Annotated in this window: 12 protein-coding genes; 4 read left to right on the forward strand and 8 right to left on the reverse strand. The window is 66.6% G+C overall.

Annotation, left to right across the window (positions count from 1 at the left end; all coding sequences use genetic code 11):
* Window positions 1-23 precede the first annotated feature (23 nt).
* The 6 genes from pqqE to PW843_25575 all read right to left on the reverse strand — a co-directional run bounded on the left by pqqE (window position 24) and on the right by PW843_25575 (window position 5,571).
* Window positions 24-1,202, reverse strand: coding sequence for a pyrroloquinoline quinone biosynthesis protein PqqE (gene pqqE / locus PW843_25550; protein MDE1149931.1), 1,179 nt, complete (start codon window positions 1,200-1,202; stop codon window positions 24-26).
* Window positions 1,199-1,501, reverse strand: coding sequence for a pyrroloquinoline quinone biosynthesis peptide chaperone PqqD (gene pqqD / locus PW843_25555; GenBank protein MDE1149932.1), 303 nt, complete (start codon window positions 1,499-1,501; stop codon window positions 1,199-1,201). The genes pqqE and pqqD overlap by 4 nt, the downstream gene beginning before the upstream one ends.
* A gap of 3 nt (window positions 1,502-1,504) precedes the next feature.
* Window positions 1,505-2,251, reverse strand: coding sequence for a pyrroloquinoline-quinone synthase PqqC (gene pqqC / locus PW843_25560; GenBank protein MDE1149933.1), 747 nt, complete (start codon window positions 2,249-2,251; stop codon window positions 1,505-1,507).
* A 35-nt stretch (window positions 2,252-2,286) separates the two neighbouring features.
* Window positions 2,287-3,213: a pyrroloquinoline quinone biosynthesis protein PqqB gene (pqqB, locus tag PW843_25565; GenBank protein MDE1149934.1), complete on the reverse strand. Its 927-nt coding sequence runs from the start codon at window positions 3,211-3,213 to the stop codon at window positions 2,287-2,289.
* A gap of 286 nt (window positions 3,214-3,499) precedes the next feature.
* On the reverse strand, window positions 3,500-3,970 hold the full coding sequence (locus PW843_25570; GenBank protein ID MDE1149935.1) for an SRPBCC family protein: 471 nt from the start codon (window positions 3,968-3,970) through the stop codon (window positions 3,500-3,502).
* A 152-nt stretch (window positions 3,971-4,122) separates the two neighbouring features.
* Window positions 4,123-5,571 carry a porin gene (locus PW843_25575; GenBank protein MDE1149936.1) on the reverse strand — a complete coding sequence of 483 codons (1,449 nt, stop codon included), beginning with the start codon at window positions 5,569-5,571 and terminating at the stop codon, window positions 4,123-4,125.
* A 305-nt stretch (window positions 5,572-5,876) separates the two neighbouring features.
* Here PW843_25575 and PW843_25580 point away from each other — a divergent pair, with 305 nt between their 5' ends.
* Window positions 5,877-7,118 carry an FIST N-terminal domain-containing protein gene (locus PW843_25580; GenBank protein ID MDE1149937.1) on the forward strand — a complete coding sequence of 414 codons (1,242 nt, stop codon included), beginning with the start codon at window positions 5,877-5,879 and terminating at the stop codon, window positions 7,116-7,118.
* On the forward strand, window positions 7,115-9,844 hold the full coding sequence (locus tag PW843_25585) for a PAS-domain containing protein (GenBank protein ID MDE1149938.1): 2,730 nt from the start codon (window positions 7,115-7,117) through the stop codon (window positions 9,842-9,844). The genes PW843_25580 and PW843_25585 overlap by 4 nt, the downstream gene beginning before the upstream one ends.
* Before the next feature lie 12 nt (window positions 9,845-9,856).
* Here PW843_25585 and PW843_25590 read toward each other — a convergent pair whose 3' ends face one another.
* Entirely contained in the window at window positions 9,857-10,027 is a 171-nt protein-coding gene (locus tag PW843_25590; protein MDE1149939.1) for a hypothetical protein, read from the reverse strand.
* 140 nt (window positions 10,028-10,167) lie between these two features.
* On the opposite strand from PW843_25590, the gene PW843_25595 reads away from it, so the two are divergent.
* Complete coding sequence (locus tag PW843_25595) at window positions 10,168-10,950, forward strand: 2OG-Fe(II) oxygenase (GenBank protein ID MDE1149940.1); 783 nt, start codon at window positions 10,168-10,170, stop codon at window positions 10,948-10,950.
* A 4-nt stretch (window positions 10,951-10,954) separates the two neighbouring features.
* A complete protein-coding gene (locus PW843_25600) occupies window positions 10,955-11,680 on the forward strand; it encodes a hypothetical protein (GenBank protein MDE1149941.1) in 726 nt (241 codons plus the stop codon).
* Here PW843_25600 and PW843_25605 read toward each other — a convergent pair.
* Entirely contained in the window at window positions 11,605-12,276 is a 672-nt protein-coding gene (locus PW843_25605; protein MDE1149942.1) for a response regulator transcription factor, read from the reverse strand. The two genes, PW843_25600 and PW843_25605, sit on opposite strands and share 76 nt — an antisense overlap.
* Between the last annotated feature and the right edge of the window lie 758 nt (window positions 12,277-13,034).

A 13,034-nucleotide genomic window follows, 5' to 3' on the forward strand; every position in this document is an offset into this window, starting at 1 on the left:
CCACAGGAACAGACAGACCCGGATCAGGCGTCGGCGGGCCATGCCTCCCCCGCCGTCACCTTCTCCCGCTTCCCGGCTTGGCCCGCCTGGGTGGCGTATTGGCGATAGACAAACTCGGCCGGCGCCTCACCCCGGTTGGCCACAGCCGCCAGCATGACGCCGTGATCGGGCGACAGGGCGCAGGCCGGGTCGACACGGCCGGCATCACCGGTCAGGGCGAAGGCCTGGCAGCGGCAACCGCCCCAGTCCACTTCCTTCCGGTCGCAGGACTGGCAGGGTTCCGGCATCCAGGCCGTGCCGCGATAGCGGTTGAACGCCTCGCTGTCGTACCAGGCCGCCGCCAGGCTGCCGGTGGCGACGGACGGCCAGTCGAAACCCGGTAGGGTCTCCGCCGCGTGGCAGGGCAGCGCCTTGCCGGAGGGCGAGACGTTCATGAAGCGCCGGGCCCAGCCGCCCATGCAGGCCTTGGGCCGGGCGGCGTAATAATCCGGCGGCACATAATCGATCACCATCCGGCCTTTCAGCCGCGCCCGCGCCGCCTCCACCACCTGGGTCGCCGCCGTCAGCTGGTCCCGGCTGGGCAGCAGGGCGTCGCGGTTCATCAGGCTCCAGCCATAATACTGGACGTGCGCCACCTCGATGCGGCCGGCACCCAGTTCCAGGCCCAGCGCTATCATCTGTGGCAGGCGTTCCAGGTTCTGGCGATGAACGACGAAGTTCAGGGTCAGGGGCAGGCCGGCATCCGTCACCAGGCGGGCCAGCACCAGCTTGCGCGCCTGCGCGCCCGGCATGCCGCCGATGCGCTCCGCACTTTCGGTTTCCACGTCCTGGAAACTCAGCTGCACATGGTCCAGGCCGGCATCGGCCAGCACGGCCAATGACGCCCGGTCGAGCAGCACGCCGGAGGTGATGAGGTTGCTGTACAGGCCCAGCCCGGCGGCATGGCGCACCAGTTCCGGCAGGTCCTTGCGCGCCGTCGGCTCCCCGCCTGAAAAATGCAGTTGCAGGATGCCCAGGGCCGCCGCCTCATCCAGGACGCGTTTCCAGGTGGCGGTGTCCAATTCCTCCCCCGCCCGCTGCAATTCCACCGGGTTGGAGCAGTAGGGGCAGCGCAAGGGGCAGCGGTGGGTCAGTTCCACCAGCAGGCCCATCGGGGCCTCTACCGCGCGCGTCCTGTCAGGAGGGGAGGACAGGTGGGTCATAGGGTGACGGCCCCCTTGTCGGCCAGGTCGCGCAGCATGGTGCGGACATCGCCCGCCATCTCCTCGCGGGGCACCCCAAAACGCGCGGCCAGGTCATCGATGATGGCGCCCAGGCTGCGCTGGCCATCCACCAGCTTCAGGATCTCCGTCGCCGGCTCATCCGGCAGGAACAATCGTTCCGGTGCCAGAACGATCCAGCTTTGACGGGTGGTGTCAAAGCGGAACTTCACACCCCGGGCAAAGGCCGGGACGGCCGCCTCACCCACCGTATCGACGATCATGTCGCCTTCTTCGGCCATCGCCTAGCGTCCTTCCGGCACGAAGGCGCCGGGCGGGATGTAGCCGGGCTCGACATAGGCGAAGTGCAGGGCATCCAGCTGTGCCCACAGGATGTTGCACTTCTCCGTCAGCGCGGCGATGGCGGCCTGCTGCTGTTCCAGCGTGCGGGCATGCTGCTTCACATACGCCAGGGCGAAGTCCACGTCGCGCGGCGCCTGGGTCAGGCGCGGCGTGAAATAGGCCAGCGTTTCCTGGGTGATGAAGTCGTAGTTGGCCAGCATGCCGGACACGCGCTCGGCGATGATGGTGGGGGAGAACATCTCCGTCAGCGAGGAGGCGATGGCCTCCAGCACCGACCGGTCGCGCACCAGGGCGACATAGGCGTCCACGGCGTAGCGGGTGGCCGGCAGGATGCCGGCGGTGGATTCCACATAGTCGCGGTCCAGGCCCACGCCGGTGGCCAGCCGCAACCAGCGCTCAATGCCGCCATTGGCGGGCGTATCGGCACCGGGGAAACCGTCGTGATCCTCAATCCGGCTGCGCCACAGGCGGCGCAGGTCGGGCGTGGGCAGGCGGGACAGCAGCACGGCGTCCTTCGCCGGGATACGGCTTTGATAATAATAGCGGTTCAGTGCCCAGGCTTGCACCTGCCCCCGGTCCAGGGCGCCGCTGTGCAGCAGCTTATGGAAGGGGTGCAGGTTGTGATAGCGCGTGGCGCCCACCTGGCGCAGCGCCGCCTCCAGCGCGTCAGGCGACAGCGGTTCGTCAATGGCGGGGGTCGGGTTCAGGGCGTGCACGGCTGCGGTCATAGGGTGATGTCCATTCCGTCGTAGGCCACCTCCCATCCCGCCCGGTCCACCGCCTGGCGTTCCAAGCTGTCGTCCATCAGGATGGGGTTGGAGTTGTTGATGTGGATGAAGATGCGGCGACGCACGTCCAAACCGTTGAAGGCCCTCAACGTGGCGTCCACGCTCATGTGTCCCATGCGCAGGCCGGTTTTCGCCCCAAGGCCCGCCTTGATCATTTCGGTATCGGTATAAAGCGTGCCGTCGAAAAACACCAAATCGGCACCGCGCAGGCGGTCGGCCAGGGCCGGTGTCATCTCAGCACAGCCGGGAATGAAGAAGAGGCAGTGGTGGCCGTCGTCGATGGCGACACCCACCGTGTCCTCCCCCTCCGTGATCGGCGGGGCGTCGCCGGGTTGAAGGTCGCCTTCAAGGTACAGGGGCACCTTGCCCGGCACGGGGAACAGTTCCACCCACAGGCCGCCCATTTCCGTGGCGAAACCACCACCGGTCAGCGGTACGCGTTCGTTCAGGGCCAGGGGGCTGCGCGCCACGACGTCACGCGCCAGCACCTCGAAAATCGGGTTGGCGTCCAGGATGCCCAGGGTGCGCGCGGTGGCATGCACGGTGAAGGGCTGCCGTTCGCGCAGACTCAACAGGCCGGCGATGACATCCACGTCGCCGCCGCTCAGCACCACACCGGCAATGGGGGTGGACCGTTGGCCATGGTTGGGATGCAGGGCCGGTGTCGCCGCGATCTGTTCACGCAGGTCGGGCGACGCGTTCAGCAGGAACCACCGCCGGCCGTCGTGGCTAACCGCCAGCGAGGCTTGGGTGCGGGGCCGCACCGCCGGATCGCCGGCACGCGCCCGCCGACAGGCCACAGCGTGGGAATTCCATTGCGGGAACCCGCCGCCGGCCGCCGCGCCGAGGACAATGATATGCATGGTTTTCAGGCAGTACGCCAAGGCAAAGGGGCCACCGCTAGCCTCAACCACCAAGGACCGAAGCCCACAGCGGCCCCTTAGTCGTTGAATTGATTATTTTACGTCAGCGCAGGCGTAGCAGTTGATTTCCATGCCCAGCGCGATTTCAACGATCTTCGGAGTCTTCCAGCTCATAACATTTCCTCCGGTTTTTCGGAATCGGGCAGAGGCCCGTTCCTATATTTAAAATAATTCTAAAACGCCTTGCCGTCAAGGTGGGGCACCCGATTGAGCGGCACATTCATCCTTAAGACTTTGACCCCGCCGCTTGTTCCTTGCGGGCCTTCAGCGTCGCCGCCAGGTCCGACAGACCGATGGAGTAGGCCTCACGCATGATGGCCCGTTGTTCCTCCCCCGCCTCATCCTCCACCAGGCCGACCTGGCCGGCCCATTCGATGAAGGTCTGGTCGGTGGTGGTCACCGGCACCACGCGCACCCGCGCCACATAGTCCGAAAACCCCAGGTTGGTGTCCGCCAGGGTGTAGCTGAACGTCATTCGTTCCACATCCCGCGACAGCAGCCGCTGCACCACCGTGGCCCCGTCCCGGCTGAACACCAGGCGCCGGACACAGCCGACGGTATTGTTGGGCACATCGCCAATCCGTTCACACACGCCGATACCCGACATCCACTTGTCGATGCCCAAGAAATCGCCGACCACTTCCCAGACCACATCCACAGGCGCATCCAGAACGGCGCTGGCGTAGGCTTTGCTCATCCTCCTGCTCCTCCGTCCGCCACGACGGGGCCAGCCGGACGGCTGTCCCCGAGGCGGGCGTGAGTGCCGACCGCATGGCCTTGACGCTCACGCCCCCGTCCATGCGGCCGCAGTCCGCACGGGTTCCCAAACCATATAGGCATGGGCGCCCGTCAGAAGAAGGCAATGGCGCCCGCTGCGATTGTATCCTCTTGCGCCTTGTTCCCGCCATGGGCCGTGGCGGTTGTATGTGCGTATTCGCAGATAAGGTTAACCCAACTGGTTAGCTTGTACTTGCAGCCGGCGGCCCAGGACTCGTTGGTCTTAACCAGCAGGGGATTGACCTCACCCGATGCCAGGTCCAGGCGGCTCAAGCCATAACTGCCGGACAGGGTGAGCCGCTTGAAGAAGGTGTAGCTGCCCTGGACGTAATAGCCGTCCGATCCGCGTTTCTGGCCGGTGGCGCTGACGGCGTCGAAGAACAGGCCGGTGGTGCCCAACCCATCGCCCAGATAGCCGTAGGCCACCAATTCGGCGTCGGCGATGTCCACCTTGGCGCCGAAGTCCCAGCCCGTGCCGCTGACGCTGTGGCCCTGGGCCAGGGCCTCGGTCGACGAGACGCTCTTCAGGTCTTGCGTCACGACGTTGGTCCACAACTGCGCCTTCACCAGGCTGCTGGCGTCGGCCGGCAGTTCAAAGTTCAGGCCCGCCTGGATTTGCGGATCGTCGTGGGCCGACAGCGTGCCGGACAATCCGGAGAAGTTGAAGGCGTCCAGCGGCTGGAAGATGCCGACCGTGGCCGTCAGTCCGCCGAACTTGGGCGTGGTGTAGCTGATCTGCGGCAGCCAGTCGGTGTAGACATAGCCGATGCCGATACGGCCCAGGGAGGTGTTGGACGGCGCCACGTTGCCGCCGGTGGACCCCACGCCGAACAGGGTGAAGTCGTTCAGGATGGCCTGCTGGCCGAACAGGCCGATGTCGCGGCCCACCTTGAACGTGCCGATGTTGGCGTTGCCCACCGTCAGGTACTGCTGGCGGAAGTCGATGCCGGAGGTGGCCAGGGCCCGGGTCGCACCACCGGAATTGGCGCTGCCGGCGCCCGTCACGCTGTTCAGGCCCGGATACATGCCGAAGTGGGCGACGATATCCAACCCTTCCTGCTGGGTCTTCAGTTCCACGGCGAAGTTGCCGGGCAACAGACCGTTGCGGATGGAGGAGTTGTCGCTGCTGCCCACCGCGGCCAGGCCGCCGGCGACGACATGGTTGGGCGCCACGCTGTCCGGGCTGTCATGGACGTAGAAGCCGTTGATTTCACCCGACAGGGTGACATCGACCGGACCGACATGGACGCCGATGCCCTTGTCCGTCATGCGCACGATGGTGGGGTCGGGCGGCGCCGTCGCCGCGGTGGCCGCCGCCGCGGCGCTGGCCACGGCCGCCGGCGGGGGTGGGGGCGGTGCTTCCACCGCCTTGCGCTGTTTCAGCTGGTCGTATTCCTGCTGGGACAGGATGCCCTTCGCCAGCAGCTTGGCCAGCAAATCGTCCGTCGTATCCGCTTTTGCGATGTTGGCCGGCAGACACGCCAGCCCGCTGATCGCCGTCACGCCCAGAAACAAAGCCATCCGCATGGACTTCATTCTTGTTTCCTCCCGGCTTATATTCGCAGGGTACCGGCTTATGATCATGGCAATAGAAGCCACAGGGCGGAAGTTTCCGCGCGCCGATGATTTCCCTGCTGTTTGGCGGAGTCTTTCCGGGCCCCGCCTTAATTTCACACTTGAAGTCCTTTGCCTTGGTCGCGCAATAGAACTAAAGAACCGTTGCGGGCCCGGCACGGCTTGCGCAGGCTTTGGCTTATCCCATGAAATCATGGACGTGGATCCGCCATGCGGCAACGCAGCCGCCGGACGGACGCCCGGATGGACCCATGAAAACTCGGCCTGGCCCCGCCCTTCCGCCCCCGCCCGCACCCCTCGCCCCCCTGCCGTTTTCCCCCACATTCGGCGGGGTCGCCACCCCACGCCAGGCCGGCCGCGCGGCGGGCCCCCGCACGCCGGTGCGCCGGGGCGGGTCGAACAAGGCGGACGCGCGGGCGGCGGTGGCGGAGCTGCACGGCCAGATCGGCGGCGGCGAGCTGGCCTTCGTCCTGGTCTTCTGTTCCCCCGCCTATGACCGGACGGAAATGCTGGCCGCCCTGGCCGAGGCCTTCGGCGACACGCCGGTCTTCGGCTGCACCACGGCGGGGGAGATCACGCCCTTCGGCTATATCAGCGGCGGCCTCAGCGGCGTCAGTTTCCCCGCCGACGACTTCATGGTCCACACCGCCCTGTTCGAGGGTTTGAGCCGTTTCCAGATCGCCGAGACCATCGAGCGCACCCACCAGCTGGTGACCCAACGCCATGTGGAGGCGCAGGGGCGGCCGGGATTCGGCCTGTTGCTGGTGGACGGCCTGTCGACGCGCGAAGAACAGCTGGTCAGCGCGCTGGGCAACGCGCTGGCCGGCCTGTCGCTGATCGGCGGATCGGCCGGCGACGGGCTGGATTTCAAATCCACCTTCATCCTGCATGGCGGGCGCTTCGTCGGCGACGCCGCCATCCTGCTGCTGGTCACCTCGCGCCGGCGCTTTTCCGTCTTCAAGACGGAGCATTTCGTGCCCACGGCGCACAAGATGGTGGTGACGGGCGCCGACCTGGAGTCGCGCACGGTGTTCGAGATCAACGCCGAACCCGCCGCCCAGGAATACGCCCGCCTGCTGGGCCTGACGAATGAGCCGCTGACCCCGAAGATCTTCGCCGCCCATCCGGTGGTGGTGCGGGTGGGCGGGCAGTACCACGTCCGCGCCATCCAGAAGGTGAACCCGGACAACAGCCTGACCTTCCTGTGCGCCATTGATGAAGGGTTGGTGCTGACGGTGGCGCGCGGCATCGATATCGTGGAAAATCTGCACGAGCTGTTCCGCCGCCTGGAGCGGGAGATCGGGCGGCCGGAAACCATCGTGGGGTTCGACTGCGTGCTGCGGAACCTGGAAACCGAACAACGCAACCTGAAGGCCGCGGTCTCGGACCTGTTCGTCGCCCACCGGGTGACGGGCTTCTGCACCTATGGCGAACAGTACATGTCCATGCACGTCAACCAGACCTTCACCGGCGTCGCCATCGGTGCGGCATGATCGTGCCCCAGCCCCTGCCCGCCATTTCGGAGGATGCCGCCACGGAAGCCGGGCGCCGCATCGCCGAACTGGAACGGCAGGTGGCCAAGCTGACCCGCATCAACCAGTCCCTGATGGACCGGGTGGAATTGCATGTCGACGGCCAGGGCTCCGCCTTTTCCCTGTTCCAGACGGCCATTTCGCTGGAGGCGCAGGTGCGGTCGCGCACCCAGTCGCTGGAAGGCGCGCTGGTGGATCTGGAGCGGTCGTATTACGAGGCCGCCAGCGCGCGGGAACAGGCGGAGACCGCCCGCCTGCGCCTGTTCACCGCCATCGAGGCGGTCAGCGGCGGCTTCGCCCTGTTCGATCCGGCCGACAAGCTGGTGCTGTTCAACCAGGATTACCTGACCTTCTGGCCCGGCATGGCCGGCGACGTGCACCCCGGCATGTCTTTCGCCGACATGCTGCACCTGGCGGTCCAGCGCAAGAGCGTGATGGACGCCTACCGCGACCCGGACGGCTGGGTGCGCCGCCGCCTGCGCCAGCACGCCGAATGCCAGGGCCCCAGCATCCACGCGCTGAGCGACGGCCGCTGGATGCAGATCAACGAGAAGCGCACCAACGACGGCGGCGTGGTCGCCATCTACACCGACATCACCGCCCTGAAACGGCGTGAGACGCAGCAGTGGCAGGCCGCATTGGCCAGGAAGACCACCCTGCTGCAGGCCACCTTGGACAACATCTTCCAGGGTGTCGCCGTCTATGACGCGCAGCAGGCGCTGGTGGCCTGGAACAATGAATTCGTGCGCCTGCTGGACCTGTCGCCGCGCTGCGTGCGCCGGGGGGCGGTGTTCGCCGACTTCCAGCGCTTCAACGACAGCCTGGCCCCTCACGGCATCGTGGAGCCGCGCTTCCTGGACCCGGAAAGCGACCCCGTGCCCCTGCGCCTGGAACAGGCATGGTTCAACGGCCGCGTGCTGGATATCGAGCGCAACCCCATGCCGGACGGCGGCTTCGTCCTGACCTTCACCGACATCACCGAACGCAAGCGCAATGAAGAGGCGCTGCGCGACAGCGAGCGGCGCATCCGCCTGGTGACGGACGCCATGCCGGCCCTGATCGCCTATGCCGACGCGGATGAGCGCTATCAGTTCGTCAACGCGCCCTATCGCCAGTGGGTGAAACGGCCGGAAACCGCCATCCTGGGCCGGCCCATGCGCACGGTGATGGCGCGCGACTTCTATGAGCGCTGCCAGCCCCACATCCACCACGCCCTGACCGGCCAGTCGGTGGCCTTCGAGGTGGAACTGCCGGGCGACGACGCCGACAGCGGCCCCCGCTACACCCACGTCACCTTCGTGCCCCATCTGGGCCTGCCCCAGCCGGGCGGTGGCCCCGCCGTGCTGGGCCTGTTCACCCTGATGCAGGACGTGACGGAGCGGCGCCGGGCGGAGGCCGCGATCAAGGAGGCGAACGAGACCCTGGAACGCCGGGTGGGCGAACGCACCGCGGCGCTGACCGCCCTGAACGGCCAGTTGCAGCAGGAGATCGCCGAACGGCGGGAGGTGGAGCGCGCCCTGCAATCCGCCAAGGTGGAGGCGGAACAGGCCAACCTGTCCAAGACCAAGTTCCTGGCCGCCGCCAGCCACGACCTGCTGCAGCCGCTGAATTCCGCCCGGCTGTTCGTGTCGGCCCTGGCGGAACTGGAACATGGGCCCAAGAACCGGTCGCTGATCGACAACATCGACATCTCGCTGTGCGCGGTCGAGGGCCTGCTGGACGCCCTGCTGGACATCTCCAAGCTGGATGCGGGGGCGGTGTCGGCGGAGATCGTGGACTTCCCCATCGGCAGCCTGCTGGGCCCCTTGTCCACCGAGCATGAGGTGCTGGCGCGCGAGCAGGGGCTGGCCCTGCGCTACGTGCCGTCCCGCGCCGTGGTGCGCAGCGACATCCGCCTGCTGCGCAGCATCGTGCAGAACTTCCTGTCCAACGCCGTGCGCTACACCCAGACGGGCACCGTGCTGCTGGGCTGCCGCCGGCGGGGCGATGCCCTGCGCATCGAGGTGTGGGACAGCGGCCCCGGCATCCCGGCCGACCAGCTGGATGAAATCTTCAAGGAATTCCACCAGTTGCACCGGGGCCCCATGCTGGCCGGCCCGGCGGCGGATGGCGAGAAGCGGCGCGGGCGCGGCATGGGCCTGGGCCTGGCCATCGTGCGCCGCGTAGCCAAGGTACTGGATTTGAAGGTGGAGACGCGGTCCCTGGTGGGACGCGGGTCGGTGTTTTCGGTGGAGGTGCCGCTGGGCGCCAAGACCGCGTCCACCACCCCGCGCCGCGTGGCCGGCAATGGCGCCGCCCGCCGCCTGGACGATACCCTGGCCCTGGTGATCGATGACGAGCCCAGCGTGCTGATGGGCATGCAGGCCCTGCTGTCCACCTGGGGATGCGAGGCGCTGGTGGCCGCCACGGGGGAGGAGGCGCTGGGCATCCTGTCCCGCCTGCCCCGGCCGCCCGACGTCATCATCGCCGATTATCATCTGGGTGACGGCCGCACCGGCCCCGAAGAGGTCGCCCGCCTGCGCCGCACCATGAGTGCGGACGGCGGCACCGCCCCGCCCGCCATCATCATCACCGCCGATCACGGCCCCGAGGTCGAGGCCCAGGTGAAGCAGAAGCGCTATTGGATGCTGAAGAAGCCCCTGAACCCGGCGCAGCTGCGGTCGCTGCTGTCGGGGATATTGGGATAGGGAAACCCGTCCCTACAGGTCATCGCAAAGATCATCGAAGAAGGCCTTGTCCGCCGCCAGTCCCGTGGCGGCCGGCAGGGGATTGCGGGCGCGGAACGCGGCAAAGCGCTCTCGCAACGGCAGCCCGACGTCATCGCGGTCATCACGAGCGACCGGCGGCCCCCTTTCATCATCAGTAGACATTGCATGCCCCCGTAACCAAGCCGATCCCACCGTAGGCCAAAAGCCCCACCCCTGACAGTCCGGATTGACACCCGCCCACAACCAGCGATATCCCCAACCGGCAAGATCGACCACCGGGTAAGGGGGGTTCCGGCAGTTCCATGCGTTCCCTGTTGGCCGGCCTCAGCGCCGCGGACATCCGCACCGATCCCTTTCCCCACATCGTGGCCGACCGGCCCATGGAGGCCGGGCTGTATGAGGCCTTGAGCGCTGGCTTTCCGCCGTTCCAGCGCATGGGCTGGGACTGCGGGCCGGAGGACATGCCCAACAACCGGCGGTTTGAGCTGTCGGCACGGATGATCCTGGACGCGCCCGACCTGCCGGAGGTGTGGAAGGATTTCGTGGAACGGCACAGCGGGCCGGATTTCCTGGCCGAGGTGGCCGCATTGTTCGACGGGCATTGGGATCCGGCCATGCTGGCCGCCCTGGACGGCCGCATCACCGGCCATGACACCGGGCGGCGCAGCCTGACGGACCAGGGCGACCACCGCATCATTCAGGACGCGCGCATGGAGATCAACACGCCGGTGCGCGGCCGGCCGTCATCGTCGCGCAGGGCCCACCTGGACACGCCCAACCGGCTGTTCTCCTGCCTGTTCTATCTGCGGACGCCGGAGGATGACGCCGTGGGCGGCGACCTGCTGCTGTACCGCTGGCGCCCCGGTGCCACCCGCCGGGCGGATACCTATGAGCTGCCGGAAGAGGCGGTGGAGGTGGCGGCCACCGTGCCCTATGCCGCCAACCGGCTGGTGATCTTCCCACAGAACATTGACGCGCTGCACGGCGTCGGCATCCGCCATCCCACGCCGCACACCCGGCGGTATGTCTTCATCACGGCGGAACTGACCCACGATTGGCTGGTCCCGCCCGCGACGAAAGCCTGAGCCCATGCGTCTGTTGATCCACGGCATGCAGTCCAGCGGCGCCACCGCCTTCACCCGCGCGCTGGCGGAGCGGCCGGGCTGCCTGGCCATGGTGGACATCGCCAACAACTTCGCCGCCCCGCGGGTGACGACCACGGCCGACTTCGTGGCCAAGGTGGTGGTGACCACCGCCTATACCCTGGCGGAGCATGTGGCGCGCTTCCGCCCCGACCGCACCATCCTGCTGCTGCGCGATCCGCGCGACAATTACGTTAGCCTGGCCGACAAGAACTATCGTCACCATTCCGGCCTGATGGACGAGAAGTTCGAACTGCTGGACCAGATTTTCGCCGACCGGCACCAGTACGACGCCGTCGTGCATTACGAGGATTTCGTGGCCCGGTCGCCGGCCGTGCACCAGGTGCTGGCCGACCTGGGCTGGCCCATCGGCGAGGAGAACTACACCTTCCGCCGCGACTACAATGATCTGCTGGGCACCCTGTGGGACGCGGAGCCCGTCCTGCAAGACACCATGACGGTGGTGTTCGGCAACGCCCAGGGCAAGGGCGTCAGCGACAAAGTACCGGGACAAGCCGCGCACCCCGGAAGTGGAGGCCGAGGTGGCACGCCTGTGCCCCCGCCTGCTGGCATATTATCAGGCGCGCGACTGACCCTTTACCCCTCGACCACGTCGGCGAAGCTGTCCAGGTGCAGGCGGCCGGCCATGACCACCGCCTGGGTGCGGCTGTAGACCCGCAGCTTGTGCAGGATGCTGGACACGTGGGCCTTCACCGTCGTCTCGGCGATGTCCAGGTCGTAGGCGATTTCCTTGTTCAGCTTGCCGGTGCCCAGCAACTGCAGCACGCGGCGCTGCTGCGGCGTCAGGGTCAGCACCCGTTGCAGGAAATCGTCGTCCGCCCGCTGGCCTTTCCCGTCCGCGGCGGGTGCCGACTCCGGCAGATTCTCCGGCTGGTAGATGCCGCCGCCGGCCACCAGGGCCAGGGCCGCGATGATTTCCTGCCGGGGGGTGGATTTGGGGATGAAACCCACGGCACCCAGGGCCAGGGCCTCCCGCACCAGGCGGGCGTCCTCCAGCGCGGAGATCACCACCACCGGCGTGGCCGGGAATTGGGTGCGGACCCGCAGCAGCCCTTCGAAGCCGTCCACCCCGGGCATGCGCAGATCCAGCAGAAGAAGATCGGCCATCCCAATCTCCCCCAGCAGCTGCATTACGGCCCCGAGATGGGCGCATTCAAGGATTTCCGCCTGGTCGAAGGCGGATTCCACGGCGAGCGCCAGCGCGCCCCGGACCATGGGGTGATCGTCGGCAATGATTATTTGCGTCATGCGTCGCCTCGTTTACGGGCGATTGTCGTTAGGCGTTTCCTCACCCCGACGATATGCGATCTTATCCGCCTGGGCTAGTACCTGAGAGGGTTAGGCGTGAAGATTGTGGAAGATTCCACCGCACCCGTTTGGCGTGCCACGCCCCTAACCTTGGACATAGACCATCATTATATTGATAATAAAAGATTATTCAGGGATGGGAACGTGTACACTCAGCCCTGAAGGCCGCGCACCATGGCTGCAGGATTTACCCTTGTACCAAAGTACAATTGGCACCTGGGACGGGCTTCTTGAAGATGGCCCCCATGCTGAACCGCGTACCCTTCCCCCCACCGTTTCAACGGGATGTACCAAGGGAAGGGACGTGGCCGGCAAGGTTCTGTGGATAATCCCGGGACCGCCTGTAAGGTTTGGATCGGGCCGGGTCAAAATCAGCCAAGACCAGCTTCAAAAACAACGCGGGCGCCGCCACCCTCCGCTTCAGAAACGGCAGTTTGACGGTCGCCCCAGTTCTTGAACATGGTCCCGGCGGATCACCCCCTCAGTTCCCGTCGGCGGATGGGGAACGGGGGTGGAAAAAGACCCTGACCGGCCTATCCTTTTTTAAAAAATGAACACGGAGGAGACAGCCATGCGTTGGAAAAAGCCCACCGTCACCGAAGTCGCCCTGGGCATGGAAATCAACTGCTACGCCTGCGCCGATCTGGCGTGACGTTTCAGGTGACGGCCCAGTCCTGAGACTATCGTCGCGCCCCTGG

It is taken from the genome of Azospirillaceae bacterium (genome assembly GCA_028283825.1).
Lineage (GTDB): Bacteria > Pseudomonadota > Alphaproteobacteria > Azospirillales > Azospirillaceae > Nitrospirillum.

Bases quoted from the DNA above. Each gene is read 5' to 3' on its own strand.
- pqqE (MDE1149931.1), bottom strand. From the start codon at position 1,202: ATGACCCACCTGTCCTCCCCTCCTGACAGGACGCGCGCGGTAGAGGCC.
- pqqD (MDE1149932.1), bottom strand. From the start codon at position 1,501: ATGGCCGAAGAAGGCGACATGATCGTCGATACGGTGGGTGAGGCGGCC.
- pqqB (MDE1149934.1), bottom strand. From the start codon at position 3,213: ATGCATATCATTGTCCTCGGCGCGGCGGCCGGCGGCGGGTTCCCGCAA.
- PW843_25570 (MDE1149935.1), bottom strand. From the start codon at position 3,970: ATGAGCAAAGCCTACGCCAGCGCCGTTCTGGATGCGCCTGTGGATGTG.
- PW843_25575 (MDE1149936.1), bottom strand. From the start codon at position 5,571: ATGGCTTTGTTTCTGGGCGTGACGGCGATCAGCGGGCTGGCGTGTCTG.
- PW843_25580 (MDE1149937.1), top strand. From the start codon at position 5,877: ATGAAAACTCGGCCTGGCCCCGCCCTTCCGCCCCCGCCCGCACCCCTC.
- PW843_25585 (MDE1149938.1), top strand. From the start codon at position 7,115: ATGATCGTGCCCCAGCCCCTGCCCGCCATTTCGGAGGATGCCGCCACG.
- PW843_25590 (MDE1149939.1), bottom strand. From the start codon at position 10,027: ATGTCTACTGATGATGAAAGGGGGCCGCCGGTCGCTCGTGATGACCGC.
- PW843_25595 (MDE1149940.1), top strand. From the start codon at position 10,168: ATGCGTTCCCTGTTGGCCGGCCTCAGCGCCGCGGACATCCGCACCGAT.
- PW843_25600 (MDE1149941.1), top strand. From the start codon at position 10,955: ATGCGTCTGTTGATCCACGGCATGCAGTCCAGCGGCGCCACCGCCTTC.
- PW843_25605 (MDE1149942.1), bottom strand. From the start codon at position 12,276: ATGACGCAAATAATCATTGCCGACGATCACCCCATGGTCCGGGGCGCG.